Source organism: Mycetohabitans sp. B3 (assembly GCF_021498065.1).
Taxonomy (GTDB): domain Bacteria; phylum Pseudomonadota; class Gammaproteobacteria; order Burkholderiales; family Burkholderiaceae; genus Mycetohabitans.
The window spans coordinates 22,169-42,749 of sequence record NZ_JAHLKN010000026.1 but is presented as its reverse complement, the minus strand read 5'-3'; the positions used below and the strand labels follow the sequence as shown (position 1 = coordinate 42,749).

The 20,581-nt window shown below is 58.5% G+C and carries 15 protein-coding genes; 9 read left to right on the top strand and 6 right to left on the bottom strand.

The features are described from left to right. Window positions 1-15 precede the first annotated feature (15 nt). From KQH55_RS07115 to KQH55_RS07075, 9 genes are all read left to right on the top strand, one after another. Window positions 16-7,833 carry a type I polyketide synthase gene (locus KQH55_RS07115; protein ID WP_235090487.1) on the top strand — a complete coding sequence of 2,606 codons (7,818 nt, stop codon included), beginning with the start codon at window positions 16-18 and terminating at the stop codon, window positions 7,831-7,833. 267 nt (window positions 7,834-8,100) lie between these two features. Further along, a complete protein-coding gene (locus KQH55_RS07110) occupies window positions 8,101-9,777 on the top strand; it encodes an OFA family MFS transporter (protein ID WP_235090486.1) in 1,677 nt (558 codons plus the stop codon). Window positions 9,778-9,919: 142 nt separating this feature from the next. Then, on the top strand, window positions 9,920-10,267 hold the full coding sequence (locus tag KQH55_RS07105) for a hypothetical protein (protein WP_235090485.1): 348 nt from the start codon (window positions 9,920-9,922) through the stop codon (window positions 10,265-10,267). 311 nt (window positions 10,268-10,578) lie between these two features. Beyond that, on the top strand, window positions 10,579-11,445 hold the full coding sequence (locus tag KQH55_RS07100; RefSeq protein ID WP_076786980.1) for an STAS domain-containing protein: 867 nt from the start codon (window positions 10,579-10,581) through the stop codon (window positions 11,443-11,445). Between the two features lie 9 nt (window positions 11,446-11,454). Beyond that, window positions 11,455-11,811, top strand: a complete 357-nt coding sequence (locus KQH55_RS07095; RefSeq protein ID WP_076786982.1) for an STAS domain-containing protein — start codon at window positions 11,455-11,457, stop codon at window positions 11,809-11,811. A 1-nt stretch (window position 11,812) separates the two neighbouring features. Then, complete coding sequence (locus tag KQH55_RS07090; RefSeq protein ID WP_235090484.1) at window positions 11,813-12,256, top strand: ATP-binding protein; 444 nt, start codon at window positions 11,813-11,815, stop codon at window positions 12,254-12,256. Further along, entirely contained in the window at window positions 12,241-13,365 is a 1,125-nt protein-coding gene (locus tag KQH55_RS07085; protein WP_235090483.1) for an ATP-binding SpoIIE family protein phosphatase, read from the top strand. The genes KQH55_RS07090 and KQH55_RS07085 overlap by 16 nt, the downstream gene beginning before the upstream one ends. After that, on the top strand, window positions 13,328-14,746 hold the full coding sequence (locus KQH55_RS07080) for a sensor histidine kinase (RefSeq protein WP_076795364.1): 1,419 nt from the start codon (window positions 13,328-13,330) through the stop codon (window positions 14,744-14,746). Before KQH55_RS07085 ends, KQH55_RS07080 begins: the two co-directional genes overlap by 38 nt. Next, window positions 14,743-16,266: a response regulator gene (locus KQH55_RS07075; protein ID WP_235090482.1), complete on the top strand. Its 1,524-nt coding sequence runs from the start codon at window positions 14,743-14,745 to the stop codon at window positions 16,264-16,266. The genes KQH55_RS07080 and KQH55_RS07075 overlap by 4 nt, the downstream gene beginning before the upstream one ends. Window positions 16,267-16,268: 2 nt before the next feature. Here the strand turns inward: KQH55_RS07075 and KQH55_RS07070 are convergent, their stop codons facing one another. The 6 genes from KQH55_RS07070 to KQH55_RS07045 form a co-directional block, all read right to left on the bottom strand. Further along, window positions 16,269-16,634 carry a type II toxin-antitoxin system VapC family toxin gene (locus KQH55_RS07070; protein WP_076795359.1) on the bottom strand — a complete coding sequence of 122 codons (366 nt, stop codon included), beginning with the start codon at window positions 16,632-16,634 and terminating at the stop codon, window positions 16,269-16,271. Next, window positions 16,628-16,846, bottom strand: a complete 219-nt coding sequence (locus tag KQH55_RS07065; protein ID WP_076797202.1) for a ribbon-helix-helix protein, CopG family — start codon at window positions 16,844-16,846, stop codon at window positions 16,628-16,630. Before KQH55_RS07065 ends, KQH55_RS07070 begins: the two co-directional genes overlap by 7 nt. Before the next feature lie 197 nt (window positions 16,847-17,043). Then, a complete protein-coding gene (locus KQH55_RS07060; RefSeq protein WP_235090481.1) occupies window positions 17,044-18,546 on the bottom strand; it encodes a UdgX family uracil-DNA binding protein in 1,503 nt (500 codons plus the stop codon). Next, window positions 18,543-19,754 (bottom strand): putative DNA modification/repair radical SAM protein, encoded by a 1,212-nt coding sequence (locus KQH55_RS07055; RefSeq protein WP_076795354.1) that lies wholly within the window; start codon window positions 19,752-19,754, stop codon window positions 18,543-18,545. The genes KQH55_RS07060 and KQH55_RS07055 overlap by 4 nt, the downstream gene beginning before the upstream one ends. A gap of 108 nt (window positions 19,755-19,862) precedes the next feature. Then, window positions 19,863-20,072, bottom strand: coding sequence for a DUF2945 domain-containing protein (locus KQH55_RS07050; RefSeq protein ID WP_076787001.1), 210 nt, complete (start codon window positions 20,070-20,072; stop codon window positions 19,863-19,865). A gap of 268 nt (window positions 20,073-20,340) precedes the next feature. Continuing rightward, window positions 20,341-20,544, bottom strand: a complete 204-nt coding sequence (locus KQH55_RS07045; RefSeq protein WP_076795352.1) for a DUF1289 domain-containing protein — start codon at window positions 20,542-20,544, stop codon at window positions 20,341-20,343. Window positions 20,545-20,581: the final 37 nt, after the last annotated feature.

Below are 20,581 nucleotides of genomic sequence, written 5' to 3'. Positions count from 1 at the left end.
AGGGCATTTGGAGCCATGGAAAAGACAATTGCAAACGATCTAAGTGACATCAGCCTGCCCACCCAGCGGCGTGCCGGACAACGGCAAACCGTACAGCAGCAGACCCGACGGCAAATCGGTGCTAGCGTAGACAGCGGTGCCCAATCGGATCCGAACGCTAGCAAAGTGGCGATTGTGGGTTTTGCCGGGCGCTTCCCCGGCGCGGACAATACTGAGGAGTTTTGGCATTTACTGGTGCAGGGGCGCTCGGCAATCGGCGAGTTTCCTTATTGGAACCTGCCAGGCATCGCCGAACGTCGCCACCTGCGGAAAGAATTTGCGTGCCCGGGCGGCTTCATCAAGGACCCGATGGCGTTTGACGCCGATTTCTTTAAGATCTCCGCGCGTGAAGCCGAAGCGATGGATCCTCAGCACCGCATTGTGCTGGAGCAAACCTGGGCGGCTTTCGAAGATGCGGGGATTCCCCCGCAAAGCCTGCGCGGTAGCGATACTGGGGTTTATATCGGCGTATCGTCAGCCGACTATAACGGCTTATTGGCCCGCACGGCGGCAGGCGCCCATGATGCTACCGGTAACGCCCACTCGATCATTGCCAACCGTATCTCTTACTTGTTCGATTTTCACGGCCCCAGCGCGCCGGTCGATACGGCCTGCTCCAGTTCATTGGTGGCGGTGTACAAGGCGGCACAAGCGATTCTTAGCGGTGACTGCATGGTAGCGGTCGCCGGTGGGGTCAACCTCTGTTTTGAGCCCATGGTGTTCATTGGCGCTGCGAAGGCAGGCATGCTAAGCCCTAACGGCCGTTGCAAAACCTTTGCCGCCGATGCCGATGGTTATGTTCGGGGCGAAGGCGTTGGCGTGTTGATTCTCAAGGATTATCAACAAGCACTGGCCGATGGTGACAACATCGTGGCTACTATTATTGGCTCGGCGAGAAACCATGGCGGCCATGCCAATTCGCTGACTGCGCCTAACTCCACGGCGCAGGCCAATCTGATCAAACAAGCCTGTCGAAACGTTGATATTAACAGCATAGGCTATATCGAGGTCCATGGTACAGGCACCCGTCTCGGAGATCCCATTGAGATCAGCGGGCTCAAGCAGGCATTTGCCGAGCTGGGCCGTAGCAGCGCGCGGCGTTGTTACCTCGGATCGGTAAAAACCAATATTGGCCACCTCGAATCTGCTGCTGGTATCGCCGGATTGATCAAGACGTTGCTGGTTCTCAAGCACGGTTACCTACCCAAGAGTTTGCATAGCGAGCAACTCAATCCCTATATCGACTTGGCCGGCAGCCCTTTTGAAGTGTTGCAGCAAGCGCGGGAGTGGCCACAGTCCGACACGCCCCGTCGTGCGGGTGTCAGTTCATTCGGTTTTGGCGGTACCAATGCGCACATCGTACTGGAGGCGGTTGAGTCCCCCGTCGGCGTAACGGCACAAGGCAGTGCGGCGACGATCTTTCCAATATCGGCCAGGACGCCCGAAGCGCTCAAGTCGCGAATCAAGCAGTTGATTGACTTTATAGCGCAACGGCCTCAGCTTGCGTTACCGGATTTGGCCGCCAGTTTGCAGTTGGGCCGTGAGGCGATGGAATGCCGGCTGGCAATAGTGGCAGACAGTCGAGACAGTCTTCTGGACCAACTCGGGCACTATCTTGCCAACGGCTACGACCAGCGTGACGAACCTGCCGGCGACGTTGCGACGGGTGAGGTGCTCCGAGCGCTGCAACAACAGGATCGCGACACGTTGCTCGCGTTATGGTGCCGGGGGGCAACCGTCGACTGGCGTCAGCTTTATCCAGATGGTCGGGCGCGTCGAATCCCGCTGCCGACCTACCCGTTTAACCGTGAAATTTACTGGATCAGCGAGGCTCCGGTGGTTGAGCACTCGGGCGAGCCGATCCTCCATCCTTTAGTGCAGCGTAATACCTCGGATCTGGCGGGGCAGCGTTTTAGTAGCCGATTTAATGGCAACGAATTCTTCTTTGACGAGCATCGGGTCAATGGCGTCAAAATCCTGCCAGGGGTCGCTTACTTAGAAATGGCCAGGGCCGCGGTCGAACTGTCGCTTGCCGACGATGACGCGCTGGTCCAGTTCAAGCATATCGCGTGGCAGCACCCGATGCGCCATGACGGTGGTGAGCTGGCCATCGACATCGAGCTGTCAGAGCAAGACAATGGCGAGATTCTGTTCGAGATTGTCGGCGCTAACGTTGACGGTCCAAGCTACTGCCGCGGCGTGGCATTGGTCGGCGCCACTCAAGCCTTACCGCAGCTGAATTTGCTGGCAATCGCCGCTGCCACCGAGCAGCAGCGACTGGAGCCACAGCAGTGCTATCAAATCTTTGGCGAGATGGGGCTGGACTATGGAGAACACTTCCGCGGGATCAGCGAATTACAGGCGGGCAATGGCCAGGTGCTGGCTAAATTGGCGTTGCCTTGCGAGTTCTCAGAAGCCGGGGAGTGCGACGAGTCGCTACGTTTGCCTCCCGGCCTACTCGATTCCGCGTTGCAGGCAGCGTTAGGACTGGCGTTGGTGGATCCGGCTCAGTCGGACGCTCGCCGTCAGCCACTGGTGCCCTTTGCGCTGGATGGCGTGATTTTGGGTGATCTGAACCTGCTTGGCAATGGTTGCTATGCATGGGTACGTTATGCCGTTAATCACCATCCGGGACGGATTAACAAATTGGACGTGGATCTGTGTGACCCGCAGGGCCGGGTGGCGCTGCGTCTGCTTGGCTTCTCGTCGAAAAGATTAGATAGCGGCCAAGCTAAGCCACTGGTAATGGCGCCGGTCTGGCGGGATAAAGCGCCACGCCAGGACGGTGAACAGCACTATAACCGGCAATTGATTTTATTGGCAGGTAGCCAACCCATTGTATTGGACAAACTGGCAGACTGCTGCCAGGAACGGATATCGGGCCGGCAGATCAACGTTGAGCGATTGCCTGCCGCTGCTGAGGATCCCGCTTGCGCGTTGCAATCGTTGGCTAGCGTTTTGCTTGGTTATTTAAAAGAAAACCGATCGGATAGCTTGGTGCAGTTGGTTCTGCTTGACAGTGATCATGGCCCACGGCTCAGCACCTCAGTCTTCGCTTCATTGCAAGCGCTGCTCAAGACCGCCAAAAACGAAGGACTGATCGCTGCCGCCCAGTCCATCGAGGTGTCTGGAAGGCATTCGCCTGAGTTGCTGGCGCAGTTATTGATTGAGAATAGCTACCAGGAGGACGAGCGGGTCCGTTATCAGCATAGCGTTGAGACTCGGTATCAGCGCCAAGTGGCGTCTTGGCAGGAAACGGCGTTGGCCGCTACCGAAACCGCGCCGTGGCGCGCCGGCGGCGTCTACTTGCTGACCGGCGGCGTAGGTGGATTGGGGCTGTTGCTGGCCGAAGCGATTGCCCGGGAAGCGCATGGCGCCAAGCTGATCCTGGCTAGCCGCTCCGCTGACCAATTGTCGTCTAAAACCGCCGAGCGGATCGCCCATATCAAAAAGTTAGGCGCTCAAGTGCAGCTCGAGGCGCTGGACGTGGCTGATCGGACCGCGGTTGACGAGCTAATCGTGACGTGTGAGCGGGAGTTTGGCGGTATTCATGGCATTTTTCATTGTGCCGGTCTTACCCGAGACAGCTTGCTTAGCAATAAGAGCGAGGCCGATTGGGCGGCGGTGCTGATGCCTAAGGTGGCGGGGGCGCTGAATCTGGACCGGGCTAGTGCTCACCTTGCGCTAGATTGTTTTGTCCTGTTTTCGTCGGTTTCCGCGGTGATTGGTAATGTCGGCCAAGGTGACTATGCGCTGGCCAACGCCTTTTTGGACGAGTTTACCGGTTGGCGTAACCGCCAGACAGCTGCTGGTCACCGCCATGGCCGCACGCTCGCGGTTAACTGGCCGTTATGGCGCAATGGCGGGATGCAGATTGATCCTCAACGCGAGCAACTCATGGTTGAGCACACTGGCATCGAACCGTTGAGTGACCACGGTGGCCTGGAGTTGCTGCGTCGGGCGCTTGCCGATGCCAACGCACCCGAGCGGTTGATGGTTTTGGAAGGCGATACCGCCAAAATTAAAGCATTTATTGCGGCTCAGTGGCATGAGCCGGTGGCGGCTATGTTTGATGAGCCAGGCGCGGCCGAACAGTCTGCTGCGCCGACGACACAAGTTCTAGTTGACGAGCCGTCGCCGACAGCCAACGTCAATGACGAACCAGTGCATCGGGATTTGACCGAGCCGGCGATCCGTTATTTCAAGCAATTGCTCTCGACGACGCTGAAGCGGCCTGTAGAAAAAATTGATAGCGATGGCTCGTTCGAACGCTACGGCGTTGACTCGATCATCCTCACCGAGTTGACCACTAAACTGGAACAAAGTTTTGGCTCGCTACCGAATACTTTGTTATACGAATATCAAACGGTGCGTGAACTGAGCGAGTACTTTATTCACCATCATCGCGATGCGTTGCAGCAGCGGGTGTTGGGCGAGCCGGTTAATCGGCACACGACCGCTAAGCACGGAACAAAGGTAGCGCAGGCAGAGAGGGTAGAGCCAATAGCAATTGCTACGCAGCTGCCCGCGCGCAAGCGCCGTCGCCGAACCGCGCAGCAGGATACACCGTCTATGGCCAATTCAAGCCGTGAACTGGCGATCGTCGGTATAAGTGGACGTTACCCTGGCGCTGAAGATTTGGAGACGTTTTGGCATAAGCTGGCAGGCGGCGAAGATCTCATCAGTGAAGTGCCCACGCAGCGCTGGGACCATCAGGCTTATTTTGCTGAACAGCGCGACCGGTTTGACAAGACCTATTGTAAATGGGGTGGTTTTCTCGATGGGGTTGAAGATTTTGACCCGTTGTTTTTCAACCTGTCGCCTCGCGAGGCGGAAATCATTAACCCCAATGACCGGCTGTTCATCGAAACTTGCTGGAACTTACTGGAAAGCGCCGGGCTGACTCGACAACGGTTAAAACAGCAGTATCAGCAGCAGGTTGGCGTGTTTGTCGGCGTAATGTATCAACAGTACCAAGCGTTTGAAGCGGACTTCGTCAAAGAGTCGTTGGTATCCGTGACTTCATACAGCGCGATTGCGAACCGGGTATCTTATTTCTTTGATTTTCAGGGGCCGAGTTTGGCGATCGACACGATGTGCTCATCGTCGATCTCCGCAATCCATGCCGCTGGTGAGGCCCTGCGCAACGGCGATTGCAGATTGGCAATTGCCGGCGGCGTTAACCTAACGCTGCATCCGAAAAAATACATCGGCCTGAGTATCGGTAAGGTGCTTGGCAGCCACGCCAGCAGCCGTAGTTTCGCCGACGGCGATGGTTACTTGCCGGCGGAAGGGGTCGGCGCAGTCTTGCTTAAGACACTGGCCGACGCCGAACGCGATGGCGATCGGATCCTTGCGGTGATCAAGTCGACCGCCGTCAATCATGGCGGCCATACCCATGGTTTTTCGATGCCAAGCGCCAAGGCGCAGGCGGCGCTGATCGACAGCAACTTCAAGCGAGCAGGGGTTGACCCGCGCACGATCAGTTATGTGGAGTCAGCGGCTAATGGATCGGCAATGGGCGATGCTATCGAGCTCAGTGCGTTAAACCGAGTCTTTGGCCAAGCCGGCGTTGCCAACCAATCCTGTGCAATTGGCTCGGTCAAGTCGAATATCGGCCACGCCGAGGCGGCTTCGGGCATGTCCCAACTCAGCAAGCTAGTCTTACAACTGCAACACCAGCAACTGGTGCCGTCTCTATTGCTCGGCCCGCTTAATCCTAAGCTGGACTTCGAGAATTCGCCTTTTGTATTGCAACGTGAGTTGGGCCATTGGCCTCAGCCCGTGGTCGACATGGACGGGATGAGGCGACAATATCCGCGCCGGGCGGCACTCAGCGCCTTTGGTGCTGGCGGTTCCAATGCCCACCTGGTGCTCGAAGAATATCAAAAGTATCAGGAGAACCAAGGACATCTGGGGGACGATGTAGCGCAGGTCGAGAACGGCGCTCTTTATATCGTGCCGATGTCGGCGAAAAGCGTCCGCTCGTTGCACCAGGGGGTGATGAGGTTAGCACGTCATCTCGATATGCATCCGAATTTACGGCTCAACGACGTTGCCTACACCCTGCAAACTGGCCGTGAGGCGATGCAGTGGCGGTTGGCGTTGCTAGTGAAAAGCATGGGCGAGTTACGTGCGGCACTATGCGAGATTGGGCAAGTGTTGAACCAAAGTGATGGCATAGCCGCGTTAGCAAAGCTCAATTTGCCGTTGTTTTCTGGCAATATTGACGAGGTGCCGGCGACGACGGCTAGCCTGTTGTGCGGTCCTGGCGCAGACGCGTTAAGCCACAGCTTGATTGCCGCCGATGAGCGACAACAGCTGGCGCTATTCTGGACGCAGGGTGGTGAGGTTCCCTGGGACAAGCTGGCGGAAAATACCTCCGCTGGCTATGGCGTAAAAATCGTTCCATTGCCGACTTATGCATTTGATAAAAAACGCTATTGGCTAGAGCAGTCCAACACGCCAACAACGTTGCAGGGCAACGCCATAGCGGCCAGCGTTACGCAGCAGGCCTCAACTAGTACGCCAGTGAACGTAACCGATGATCATGCCAGCCACACGGAGACTGCCGCTGAACGTGGGCTACGCGTGTTGGCTGATTTGCTGGGTATGCAGCCGGAAGAATTGTCGCCGGCCAAGCCTCTCAGTGTCTATGGGGCTGACTCCATCGTCATGGTCCAGCTGGCGATGCAGTTACAAGCGGAAATGGATCCTGAGTTAGCGTTAGCCAAAATCCAGCAGTGCGTTACGATTCAAGACTTGCTAGATTTGCTGGCCGAACGTGATGAGCGGGCAAGCGCAAAAGGGCCAGGGCTGCCAGTCAAGATCAGTGAGCTTTTTACCCGTCCGACGACACGCTTTTTGGAGCTGCAGCGACTCAATACGGTGGACGATGGCCAGCCCATCTTCTGGTTCCACGGTGCGCTGGGCGGCAGTGAGATATACCAAGAACTGGCCCATCACATCGACCGGCCGTTTTTTGGACTTCAAGCCAAAGGATGGATGACCGAGCGCGAACCGCTCCAGGGAATCGAGGCGATGGCGGCCTATTATGTTCAAGCGATTCAATCGGTGCAGCCCCATGGTCCCTACGATCTCGGCGGTTACTCGCTCGGTGGCATGCTGGCTTATGAGGTGACCCGGCAACTGCAGGCATCAGGGGAAACGGTAAAGACCCTGGTGATGCTGGACTCGCCGGATGTCACCGGTGAGCGCACCGCCAAGTTGGCCGATAAGACCAGACTACTACAGGCAGTCAATATGTCTTTGCAGATGACGATCAGTGACACGCCTGAACGTTTTGCTGAAGTGTTAATCCACCGGGACGAGGTTGATCTGTCGTTGTCGCATCCAGCCTATCGGCAGCAATTGATGACGTTGGCGCGGCAGCGAGGGTTGAAGATAAGTGATGACCGTTTGCAGCACATGATGGAGCAAGTGGCGCGGATTCAGCAATCCTACCAAGTGGAGCAGTATCGGATTCTGCCGTTGCCGAAGGCCGAGGAGGTCGCCTGTTATTATTTCCGTAATGCCAGTGGTTTGTGGATGGGAGATTTGGAGCCTTATTTCTCCACTGACAGCCGAGAATTCGCGGCCTTCAATCACACCAACTATTGGCAAGAGTGGCAACGGCAATTGCCAAGCTTTGAGATGATTGACGTGGACTCGTCCAGCCATATGACATTGTTGACCGAACCCAAAGTGTTTGACATGGTCGCAGCATTCTGCGTGTCGCTGTATGCGAAAGAGTGGGCGAAGGGGAAGCCCAGCGTCAAAACTGTCTTGACGTAGACGGTTGCTTTTGACGCTTGCGTGCGGGATAAAATGGTCAGATCGCTGCCATCACTAGGCAGATGGACCACTCTGTATAGGCGCAGATACCGCCGGCGATGTTGTGTACAGCTTGGTCGCCGGCGGTATCGTGACAGTACCGCAAAAAATAGGACTGTCTGGTTTTGTAGTTGATAAATTGTCTGCTTATTCGCTTAACCGACCGGCGGCCTTCATGCCTAAAGACAGAGGTGCGTCTGTGGCCGGTCCATTATTGGGAAAGACAACATGACGTCAAGCCTAAGTGCAGGCGCTGCCGAGCAAGCCGCGGCCGTGCCCTTTCTCTCCAAGGAGCGCATTGTCGCGAAGCCAGGCTTCAACCGCTGGCTGGTGCCCCCGGCCGCCTTGGCGATTCACTTGTGCATAGGCATGGCTTATGGCTTCTCGGTCTTCTGGCTACCGTTGTCGCAGGCCATCGGCATTACCCACCCTATGTCCTGCGGTCCCGAGATTGGCTTTTTGCAAGAGTTATTCGTGACTCACTGCGACTGGAAGATTTCCACGCTGGGATGGATGTACACATTGTTCTTTGTGCTGCTTGGCAGTTCTGCCGCTATTTGGGGCGGCTGGCTGGAACGAGCGGGTCCGCGCAAGGCTGGCGTGGTCAGTGCGCTATGCTGGTGCGGCGGTATGCTGCTTTCCGCACTTGGCATCCACTTACACCAGTTCTGGCTGATGCTGCTGGGCTCCGGCGTGATTGGCGGTATTGGTCTGGGTCTCGGGTACATCTCGCCAGTCAGTACACTAATCAAATGGTTCCCCGATCGACGGGGCATGGCCACCGGCATGGCTATCATGGGATTTGGCGGCGGTGCGATGATTGGTTCGCCGCTAGCCACGGAACTTATGGCGGCCTTTGCTGCATACGAAGGGGGGGGCGTGACGCAAACTTTTGTCGCTATGGCTGTGCTGTACTTCGTTTTTATGATGAGTGGCGCACTGGCCTATCGCATACCGCCGTCTGGGTGGGCACCTGCTGGCTGGAAGTCTGCTAAGGAGCAGGCAGACGATACCATGGTGACTCAGCACCATGTCCATGTGAAGAAAGTGTGGGGTATCCCGCAGTTCTGGCTCGTTTGGATGGTGCTCTGCATGAATGTCTCGGCCGGAATCGGCGTTATCGGCATGGCCAGTCCGATGTTGCAAGAAGTATTCGGCGGACACCTGATTGGCCAAGCTGTACCATTCTCCGAACTTGGCAAAGAACAATTGATGTCAATCGCCTCTGTGGCAGCCGGTTTTACCGCGCTGCTGAGTTTGTTCAATATCGGCGGCCGATTTGTCTGGGCCAGTCTTTCCGATAAGCTCGGGCGCAAACGGACCTACACCATTTTCTTCGTGCTGGGCGGGCTTCTATACGCCAGCATTCCGTCGAGTATTACCGCCGGATATTTAATACTCTTTGTTGCTGCTGTCTGTGTCATCGTCAGTCTGTACGGCGGAGGGTTTTCCACGGCTCCTGCTTATTTGGCCGACTTGTTTGGCACTCAGTTTGTCGGGGCCATTCATGGCCGGCTGCTCACAGCTTGGGCAACTGCCGGCGTCCTTGGGCCTGTCGTAGTGAACTATATGCGTGACTACCAGCTGGCTCGCGGCCTGCCGCGTGAGCAAGTTTACAACCAGTCAATGTATATCTTAGTTGGCATGCTGTTAGTGGGCCTAGTGTGCAATCTTCTGATAAAGCCAGTGCACCCGAAATATTTCATGAGCGAGCAGGAACTTGCGGAGGAAAAACGCGTTGCGCACCCTACGCCACCCGTGTGCGAACTTGCTGCCGAAGCTCCCGCTATGCGGGCGTTCGGCAGTGGTGCGCTGGTCGTGCTTGCTTGGGTCGCGGTTGGGTTGCCACTCATGTGGGGCATCTATCGCACGATGCTCAGCGTTGTAGCATTCTTCCACGGCTAGTGCCCGTCAGGTTCAACCCGTCATGAAGCGCCACTGCTGCAACCGATGCGTGACATTGGCTGTAAGACGTGGCGCCGACACCGTCTTGCTTTAGCATGGCGGCCTTTGTACCGAGATTGCCAAGATGCCAGTGGAGCCACGTTTGGTAGCGAACCGAGTTGTCGCCATAGCGACGCCGAAGGCTGCGTTCGTTACCTGGATCAACAGCGTCGATTCTGCTGCGGGCATGGCATTGACGCTGGCGCAAGCTAGCGAGAATGCAAACGCCTTCCTGGTTCCTGCAGCCGGTAACGATCCCGAGGCCGCTGTCAAGCGTTGGTTGCACAAGCACTGGCAGGTCATCTTCGAACGCATGCTCGAGGATTGGTATGTCGACGAGTGTCTATGGCCGCAAGCTCGTACGCTAAAGATGTTCAAGGAGTGGTGCGAGATCCGTATGCACTCGATTGTCCTGGATTGCGCCGAAGCACCGATCGCGTACGACGACTAAGCCAGGTCCTGTGCCAGGCGCCAGGGCGCAGCTCATCGATCCGGTTGACCGGCTTGTCGCGGATCTCTGCCTTGACCTTGTACAACGCGCCGATGCGTTCCAGCGCTTCGGTGTTCAAGGCATTCGGCCGCGCGGCATGCAATTCCACCAAATTTTGGGGCGGATTACCCGGTGACCGGGCGTACACCCGTCACCCATGATGCAGATCCGGACATTTGTGGCTGCAACGTTTATTGCCGTGACGAACTATAGTAAGGTGCTGCCCTTCTATTTCTAACCGCATCATTGACTATCTGTTAAGCGGAGATCGCATGAATACTGCCAGCGGAGCGGGCCTCGCTGACATACTTCGTCAACATCGCGCTGTGTTGTTATCCGAATGGATCGATCAGCATTTGCCGGTTGCATTGCGTCGAGGGTTGGCCACGGAAGCCGAGGCTCGGGATCAATTCCGTGGATTTCTCGATGTGTTTCTCGATACGCTTGAGTGCACGTCGTCGTTGGACGCAAGCGATGCACAGTGGGAGCCGGTGCGTGCATTCCTTGCCGAAATGTCCGGGCACTGCGCTAAGCTTGGGTTCACGCCGGTCGAGACGGCGACTTTTGTGTTTTCGTTGAAGCGGCCGCTGTACGCGCGACTGAGCGCCCAATTCGCTGACAATCCCGCCATGCTCGCCGATACCGGGTGGGCAGTGAACGAATTGCTTGACGCGTTGGGTCTTTATACGACTGAAATCTATCAGCGCAGCCGCGAGGCGATTATCTCTCGGCAGCAGGAGGAACTGCTGGAGTTGTCGACGCCCGTTGTGCAATTGTGGCATGGAATTCTGGCGTTGCCATTGATCGGTACGCTCGACTCCGGTCGCACCCAAGTGGTAATGGAAAGTTTGCTGCAGAAAATTGTTGAAACCGGCGCGAGCCTAGCAATCATCGACATCACGGGCGTGCCAACCGTCGATACGCTGGTGGCTCAGCATCTGCTCAAGACCGTGGCGGCAGCGCGATTGATGGGTGCAGATTGCATTATCAGTGGCATCCGTCCGCAGATTGCGCAGACGATTGTCCACCTTGGCGTTGATTTGACCAATGTGACGACCAAATCAACGCTCGCGGATGCTTTTGTGGTGGCGTTGCAGCGCACCGATGCGACGGTGATACCGGGTCGTCCCGCCGCGTAAGGTCAGATCATGGACCGGATTCCGATTCTGCGCTTGGGCGATTACCTGATTGTCACTATTCAGGTCGATATGCACGATCGTCTCGCTATGTCGCTGCAGGACGATTTGACCGACCGCATCGTCAAGGACGGTGCTAAAGGTGTGTTAATCGACATCTCTGCCCTTGATGTCGTGGACTCTTTTATTGGCCGGATGATCAGCAATACCGCGGCGATGGCGACCGTGCTCGATGCGCAGACGGTCGTAGTGGGCATGCAGCCGTCAGTCGCGATTACGCTGGTCGAGTTGGGGCTCACACTCAATGGTGTGTGTACGGCGCTGAACATCGAAAAGGGCATGGCGCTGCTCCAGCAGCGTCGGCGTTGACATGCCAGACGTATCGATGATCGGCGCCAACGAGGTGGCACCGCGGCTGGTAGCCGAATTAAGCCTGCGCTCGGACGAGGAAATCGTCCGGCTGCGGCAGGTGGTGCGCGATCAGGCCATCGCGCGCGGTTTCTTGTTGATCGACCAGACCAAGTTCGTGACCGCAGCCAGTGAACTGGCCCGTAACACGCTACAGCATGGCGGCGGCGGTACGGCTCAGCTGCACGTGGTGGTCAATGGCGCACGTGTCGGCCTGCGTTTGACGTTCACCGACGCCGGTCCCGGTATCGCGGACGTCGATCAGGCGCTGGGGGATGGCTTCAGTACCGGGACCGGGCTCGGTCTGGGGCTGGGGGGCTCGCGCCGCCTATGTGACGAATTCACGATCGAATCGCAGCTCGGGAACGGTACGAAGGTGATCATCACAAAATGGAAAACACGTTAGGTGCGGCGTTGCCGAGCGGTGGCGCTCACTGTTCGCTGGAGATCGCGGATGCGAGCGCAGTCGCATTTGCGCGCCGCACATCCGCTGAAGCGGCGCGTAAGGCCGGCTTCGGAGAGGTGGATGTCGGCCGCTTGGCGATCGTGACCACCGAGGCTGCGACGAACATCTTGAAACACGCACGGCACGGCGAAGTGTTGATGCGGCCACTAGACGGGGCGGTTGAGTTAATTGCGATGGACCGCGGCCCTGGAATGCACGACGTGCGTGCCGCACTCACTGATGGTCATTCTACGGCTGGCACGGCCGGCACTGGCCTGGGTGCGATCCGTCGGCTTGCTGATCAATTCGCTTTATACTCGCAACCGGGCGCGGGTACGGTGGTGCGGGCGTTGCTGTGCGAGACCCGCAAGCGACTTGCACATGCCACGCTGTCTGGGCCGCAGCTCGGCGGCATTTGCGTACCCTGTCCCGGACAACAGGTGTGTGGCGACGCCTGGTACGCACAATCCGATCCGCGCGGCATGACGCTCGCGTTGGCCGATGGCCTAGGGCATGGCGCTGACGCGCACATAGCGGCGTACGGGATCGTGGACGTGGTGCAGCGCGGCGCCGGTATTTCGCCGGCCAGGCTGATGGAGCAGGCCGACGCGGCGCTGCGAGGTACACGCGGTGCCGCAATCGCACTCGTACGCCTGGATTGGGTGAAGGCGTGCATGACATTTTGCGGCACGGGAAACATCTCGGCGGTTGCGCACGGCACCGGGCATCCTCGGAGCAATGCTGGCGACCATGCTGGTGCGCCGCGCGACCGTTACCAATTGATATCGCGCAACGGCATCGTTGGGCATACGATGCGTGGCGCGCAGGAGTTCGAAATGGCGTGGAACGCCGACGCAATGCTCGTATTGCATTCGGACGGCGTGGGGACGCGGTGGGATTTGTCCGATTATCCGGGACTCGCCCGGCAACCGGCAGCGATCATTGCCGCGGTGCTTTATCGTGATTTTTCGCGTCGGCGCGACGACGCGACGGTCGTGGTCGTGAAGGCCCGAACGGGAGCCCAGTTGAGTCATGACGATGCGTTTGCTACAGATCCGGCTCGAGTGTGAGCAAGATGCCATCGTCGCACGCCGACGCGCACGCGAACTGGCGGCGGCGCTGGGCATGTCGCCATTGGATCAGGCTCGCATAGCAAGCGCAGTCCTGGAGATCGCCTGCAATGCACTCGAGTATGCGGGCGGTGGGGAAGTCACGTTTGTCATCGACGATACGACGCACCCGCACGCGCTGCGAATTGAGGTGCGCGACTGGGGGCCGGGCATCCGCGACCTGCACGCCGTGCTGGAAGGCGTCGGCGGCGAGCAGGCGGACATGCGCACTGGCGTTGCCGGTGCGCGACGCCTGATCGGCCATTTTTCGATTCAGTCGCGCGACGGCGACGGCACACTCGTGACCATGGCCGATTCGCTGCCCGCTGATCGCGCTGCCGTATCCGTCGATGCCGTGAGCCGGCTCGCGCACGAGCTTGCCCCAGCGGTTGCGCAAACCGAGGCCTTTGATGAACTGCGACAACTGAACCGCGAGCTGGTGTCCACGCTTGCCGAGTTTCGGCAACGCCAGGAGGACCTGCTGCGCTTAACCCAGGAGTTGGAAGCGACCAACCGCGGCGTTGTCGCGCTTTATGGGGAACTGGACGAGCGGGCAGAGGAACTGCGTCGTGCAGACGCGATGAAAACACGGTTTTTGTCGAACATGAGCCATGAGCTTCGCACGCCGCTCAGTTCAATTCGAGCGTTGGCGAAGTTGCTGCTGAACCGGCTTGATGGCGACTTGACGGGCGAACAGGAGCGACAAGTCACCTTGATCCTCAGTGCGGCGGAGCATCTTGCCGAGATGGTCGACGATTTGCTCGATCTAGCCAAGATTGAAGCTGGCAAGACCGATGTCGTACCCGTATGGTTCGACGCCGCTGGCCTGTTTGCGGCGCTTCGCGCGATGTTGGCGCCGCTGCTCAATACACCACACGTGCAGCTCGAGTTTGCGTCGGTGGCGGGTTTACCCAGGCTGTATACCGATGAACCTAAGCTCACGCAAATCCTGCGGAATTTTGTATCGAACGCGCTCAAATATACGGAGCATGGCCGCATCGAGGTCGGCGCGCGAATGGAGCCGGACGGCACCCGCGTTACGTTCTTCGTTTCAGATACCGGCATTGGTATTGCGCCGGAGCATCACCAGATCATCTTTGAAGAGTTTAGCCAGGTGCAGAATCGTCTCCAACAACGTACAAAGGGAACGGGGCTCGGTTTGCCGCTGTGTCGTAAGCTGGCCATGCTGCTGGGTGGCGACGTCCGCGTATGCAGCGAACTGGGGGCGGGCTCCACGTTTTACGTCACCGTGCCAGTATGTCTGGTACAAGCCGGGGAAGCGCCGCATGCGACGGCCGGGACGATACACATGCGTGGATGCAGCGGAGGGCAGGCAGCATGAGCACTGCAGCGACACTGATCGTCAATGTCGATGACAATGAGGGTGCCCGCTATGTGAAGTCGCGCATCCTGAGCCATGCGGGGTTTGCGGTGATCGACGCGTCGACCGGATATGACGCGTTGCAGGTTGTGCGTGAGCGCGAGCCGGCGCTTGTGTTGCTCGATGTGAGACTACCGGACATCAGCGGCATCGAGGTGTGCAAACTGATCAAGCAGGACGCGGCAACGAGTTCGACGCTTGTGCTACAAACGTCAGCGGCTGCTGTGCAATCGCACGACAAGATTCTCGCGCTAGACGGCGGTGCGGACAGCTACTTGACCGAACCGGTCGATGCAGCCGAGCTGGTCGCCAACGTGCGGGCATTGCTGCGGCTGCATGCGGCCGAGAAAGCGCTGCGGGAGGCGGATCGGCGTAAGAACCGGTTCCTCGCGACGCTTGCACACGAATTACGCAATCCTCTCGCACCGCTTCGCAATGCAATTGAATTGCTCGATCCCAAGTACGGAGCAACCGAGGCAATGCGCGCGGATGCCCGACTTATCGCCAGTCGCCAGCTGGCGCATTTGGGACGGCTGGTCGACGATCTGCTGGACGTGTCCCGCATTTCGTACGGAAAGATCGTGCTGCAAATCGCTGCGCTGGACTTGAAGGCAGTCGTCGAGACGGCGGTCGAAACGAGTAAGCCGTTGCTCGACAGCAAGGGACACACGTTGTCGGTGACCGTGCCAACTACAGCTTGCCCGGTCGTCGGTGACAGCATCCGCATCGCACAAATCATCGGCAACCTGCTGTCGAACGCGGCAAAGTATACGCCCGATGGCGGCCGGATCGAGCTTCGGCTTGATATTGGCGACACCGATGTTGCCGTTTGTGTGCAGGACAACGGCATCGGCATATCGTCGGAAGAACTACCGTCTGTGTTCGACCCGTTTATGCAGTCGAGCAAATCGATGGAACAGGCTGGCGGGGGCCTGGGCATCGGACTAGCGTTGGTGCGCGAGCTTGCGGAGTTGCACGGCGGATCGGCGACTGCGTATTCGGACGGGCCCGGACGGGGCTCTAGATTCGTAATTCGATTGCCACTGGCCGACGTGGCGCAGCGTGAGCGCGCCGACAAGGCGTCGCGTGAGCCCGCCGCTTGCGCTGCTGCAAACCAGCGACGGGTGCTGATCGCCGACGACAATACCGATGCGGCGATGTCTTTGCAGGTGTTGCTGGAGTTGTCAGGCCATATTGTGCGTGTCGCGCACGACGGCGTGTCGGCAATCGAAATGGCGCAAACGTTCGAACCCCAAGTGGCGATACTGGATATTGGGTTGCCGCATGCAAACGGCTACCAGGTGGCCAAAGCGCTGCGTGCGCAACCACGGACCGCACGCGCGCTGCTGATCGCATTGACTGGTTATGGGCAGCAGAGCGACAAGCGGGCTGCATCCGATGCCGGGTTCAATCTGCATTTGGTCAAGCCGGCTCGGCTGGATGAACTGTTGCGGGAGATCGAACGCGCAGAGGTGACGTGATCCTAGATTTTGTACGGGACGCGCACGCCTGGTTCGTCCGCAGGGAAATCTTTCGTATTTCGTGAAACAAGCAGCAGCGAGTGCACCTGTGCCGTCGCCCACACAATGGCATCCGGCAACCGAACCCGTTTGGTCTTCCGAATCTCCACTGCCCGGTTCGCAATCGCATTATCGAGGGCGACTACATCGAATGAGCCGAGCCATGCTCGAATTACGGATTCTTCCTCTGTGGCGGCACCAACAAGAATCTCCATCCAGGTAATCGTGCTGATTGCACGATATTCATAGCGCTCCAGCTCCTTCCTTGCAGCGCTGATCCCGCTTAGATAGTCGGTCAGGATGTTCGTGTCGAAGAGTGCCTTTACCATTCGGAGCGAAGCTTCTGCTGGTAGGCAAGACCGTCGAGCTTCTTGTTCTCCCACAACCCGAAGACGTCTGCCCCAAGTGTGCGCTTGCGCTGGGAGATATACGACTCGATCGCGTCACGAATGATGGCAGCGCGTGGACGATGTTCGGTCTCCACGATAACCGCCAACGCCTCGACCTGCGAATCCGGTAAGTCAACGAGGATACGACTCATAACGGCTCCTTTGGATGATACATACATCATATATCGTAAGGGATGTAGTACAAAATTCGTATCGCGTCTTGCGCCGGCAGCGTTCTCGTCAATCGTGCCTGGCGGATATAGGCTTTGAGTAGCCTACTCGATAACAAAAAGTGCGGCATGTGAGCCGGGCTAATGACACGTTCGGCATGCCTCGCGCGCATCCCGCGTCAATGCGCGTCAACAGCTGCCGCGGCCAACTGCCGTCCGCACGCAACGGCTTTTCCCATTGCTGCAACGATTGCTTCCCGCGCCGCAGCGCCGTCTACCCGCAGCGCATAGGACGGGTGCCACGTGGCGATCAACCACGCGTCACCGAGCCGCACAGGAGCGTGCAGATAGTCGTGCAGGTTGACGTTGCGACGCAGGACTGCACCGAGTGCCGTGGCGCCCAGTGTGACGATGACGGCCGGCCGCACACGCGCCAGTTCTTGCTCTAACCAATGAGCACAAGCGTGGACCTCGCGTTGTGCTGGCGTTTTGTGCAAACGCCGCTTGCCGCGCGCAATCCATTTGAAGTGCTTGACCGCATTGGTCAGGAAGACCGCGTCGCGCGGCACACCGGCGCGGCGCAACGCCTCGTCCAGTACTTGACCGGCAGGGCCCACGAATGCGCGGCCAGTCAAGTCCTCATGATCGCCCGGTTGTTCGCCGATCACCATCATCCGAGCGGTTTCTGGACCGTGGCCTGGCACCGCCTGCGTGGCATTGCGCCACAATTCGCAGCGACGGCATTCGTCCAGCGAAGACGGGATCGGCCGTGACGGCTGCGCGCGCTGCGCGTCCACGGCGACTTGCTTGCCTGTCATCGCGCGCACTGCGCTGGCTTGCGCCACACGACGCGCGCCACTTCGCGCGTCGGCGATCATTGCTGGTATCAACGATCCCTCGGGTAAATGCTTCCAAAAGCGCACCGGCATATGCTGGTGCAGCGCCGTTTCGTTCAGCCGTGCCGGATTGAAAGTGCTTTTGTAGTAGGCGAGCCACAGCGACTCGACTTCGTCAACAGCGGCACGGGTCCGTATTGTCGCTGCATCGCCAGATACGGCCGACAACTGCAGCGTCGCGCCATCCCACAGCGCTGCGCCCTGTGGCGTGCCGATCCACCAGGACGACGTTCCCATGCGGTGTGCAAAGTGCTCTGCGGCGTACGCCAACACCTCATGCTCGGGCTCGTACCAGGCCAGGTATTCCGGCATCCCAGCGCCGCCACGTCGATGAAAACGCACATACGCGATCATGTCGTGCTTGGCACGCCGCACGGACCTGGCCATCGCGTGCAATCGCGCGCCGTCTTCGTCGGCCGCCGACGCCACCGCTCGATCGCCATGCCACCATCGCCACAGGATTTGATACAAAAGCGCCCAACGTTGCGGCGAACGATACAGCGCGGCGTCCTGCAGCAGGGACGCCAACGCGCTCGAGACGCTCACGCGCAAGCTGGCGCTGTCGCTGTGCGCACCGGATCCCTGCGTCCGATCATCGTACACGACCGGTGCGGCTGTCGGGTAGTCCAGCGGCATTTGTGCCGTGGTGACGCTTGTTACCGAACCGCGCTCGACCCATGTCACGGCCTCTGGCGGCCAACCCGCCGCGAGCGCGCGCAACGCCTGCGAGCGCCAGCTGGCGTAGCCACCGTCGATCAGCAGCGTGGACGGGCACGCGCCGTTCATAACAACGCCAATTGGACGGGGGCGCGCGACAGTGCATGCCGCAGCTGTTCCGATGGCATATCGACTCGTGCGGGCCTGTAGTCTTGCGCCACAATAAACGATTTGACCTGATCCATCACGCAACGCAGGCGAATCAAATCGTGATAGCGGATAGCGCGCACGCGACGCAGCTGCGCCAGCCGCTTTGCATTGCGTACACCGATGCCCGGTACGCGTGCGATTAGCCATGATGGCGCGCGATTCAAATCGACCGGAAACGATTCACGGTGCGCCAACGCCCATGCCAGCTTAGGGTTGATATCCAGCGGCAGGTCGCCGTCGTTTTGAAACAGTTCTTCGGCACGAAAACCATAACCGCGTAACAGGAAGTCCGCCTGATACAGCCGATGCTCGCGTAGAAGCGGCGGAGCTTGCGAAGGGAGCGCGGACGGGCTATCCGGGATCGGGCTGAAAGCGGAGTAATACACGCGCTTCAATTGGTATGCACCGTACAGCGTTTGCGCGGTGCGTAAAATGGTGCGGTCATCGGCATCATCAGCGCCCACGATCATTTGTGTGCTTTGCCCGGCCGGCGCGTTCAGTGACGCATGCTTCTCGCTTTGCGCTTGTTCCCGAGCCAGACGGATGGTTCCCATGGCACGCTTGATCGTTGACGCGTTTTTCTCGGGCGCCAGCCGTTGCAGGCCGCGGTCGGTCGGCAGTTCGATGTTCACGCTAAGCCGGTCGGCATATCGGCCGGCCTCTGAGATGAGCCGCGGATCGGCGTCCGGGATCGTCTTCAAATGGATATAACCGCGAAATTGGTGCTCTTCACGCAGTGACCGTGCCACGTGGACCAACTGCTCCATCGTGTAGTCGGCGCTGCGGATCACGCCGGAACTGAGGAATAGGCCGTCAATATAATTGCGCCGGTAGAAGTCCATTGTCAGGTTGACGACTTCCTGCGGCAAAAAACGCGCGCGCGGGACATTGCTGGAGCGCCGGTTCACGCAATACTGACAATCGTACTGGCAAAAATTGGTCAGCAAGATCTTTAGCAACGACACACACCGGCCATCTGGCGTATAGCTATGACAAATTCCGGCGCCCACGTTCGCACCAAGCCCGGCACGCGCTCGCGCATCTCGTTCAGGCGCGCCGCTGCTGGCACATGATGCGTCGTATTTCGCCGCATCTGCCAAAATTTCGAGCTTCTTCAGCAATTCCATCGCGCCGGTAATACTGTATGCATATACAGTATTATACGCAATTGCACGTTGACCGCAACTTAGGCGTCACCACACAGTCGGGCTATGCGACACTGTAGCCATGAGCCGCTAGCTCACCTTCTTCAGCGCATCCGCTTTGTGGATTGCAGTTTTGCCGGTACGTGCGCTTTTGACTTCGTACTGAGGGTCGCGCGCAGACGCCTTGACAACGTGGCGGCCCGCCTTAGCGGTACCGGTCACCTTACGGGTGACGACGCCATCCGTGCGTCCCCGCGAAGTTTGCCATTGGACTTTGTCGCCTTTGGATAAAGTAGCCATACCGATCTCCCGAAAACGCGGCGGCCGGATGGGCCCCCGACGATCGGTTGACACGCAACAAGTGTGCCGTTGGTGGCGATTAACCGATTCGATAAATCCGATGCTACGGTGAAGGCTTGCAAACTTTCTTCGTCAACGAGCAAGCGCAGTTTCTGTTGCTCGGCAGCGCTGCTCTGAGCCGTTTGGTTAGTGCGTATGCGGGCCGCCCCCCGTGCGACTGCCAACGAGTCCGCGGCACGCGTTCATCGGCGCCACATCGACCTGCGGTTCAATCGGGAGCGTGCGTAAAACGCATCGCAGTTCCATCGCGCGTGATGCGCTCCCAGACCATGCGCTTTTCATCGTCGGTCATCAATACCCAGTTCGATACCTCCGCCGCTGTCCGACCACAGCCTTTGCAGACTTCGTCAAACAAGGTGGAGCATACGCCGATGCAAGGGCTGTCCGGCTGCGAGTGAAGGGGGGAACTCATCGGTGAAATCGTGAAGGACGGAAAGAGGCAAAAATTG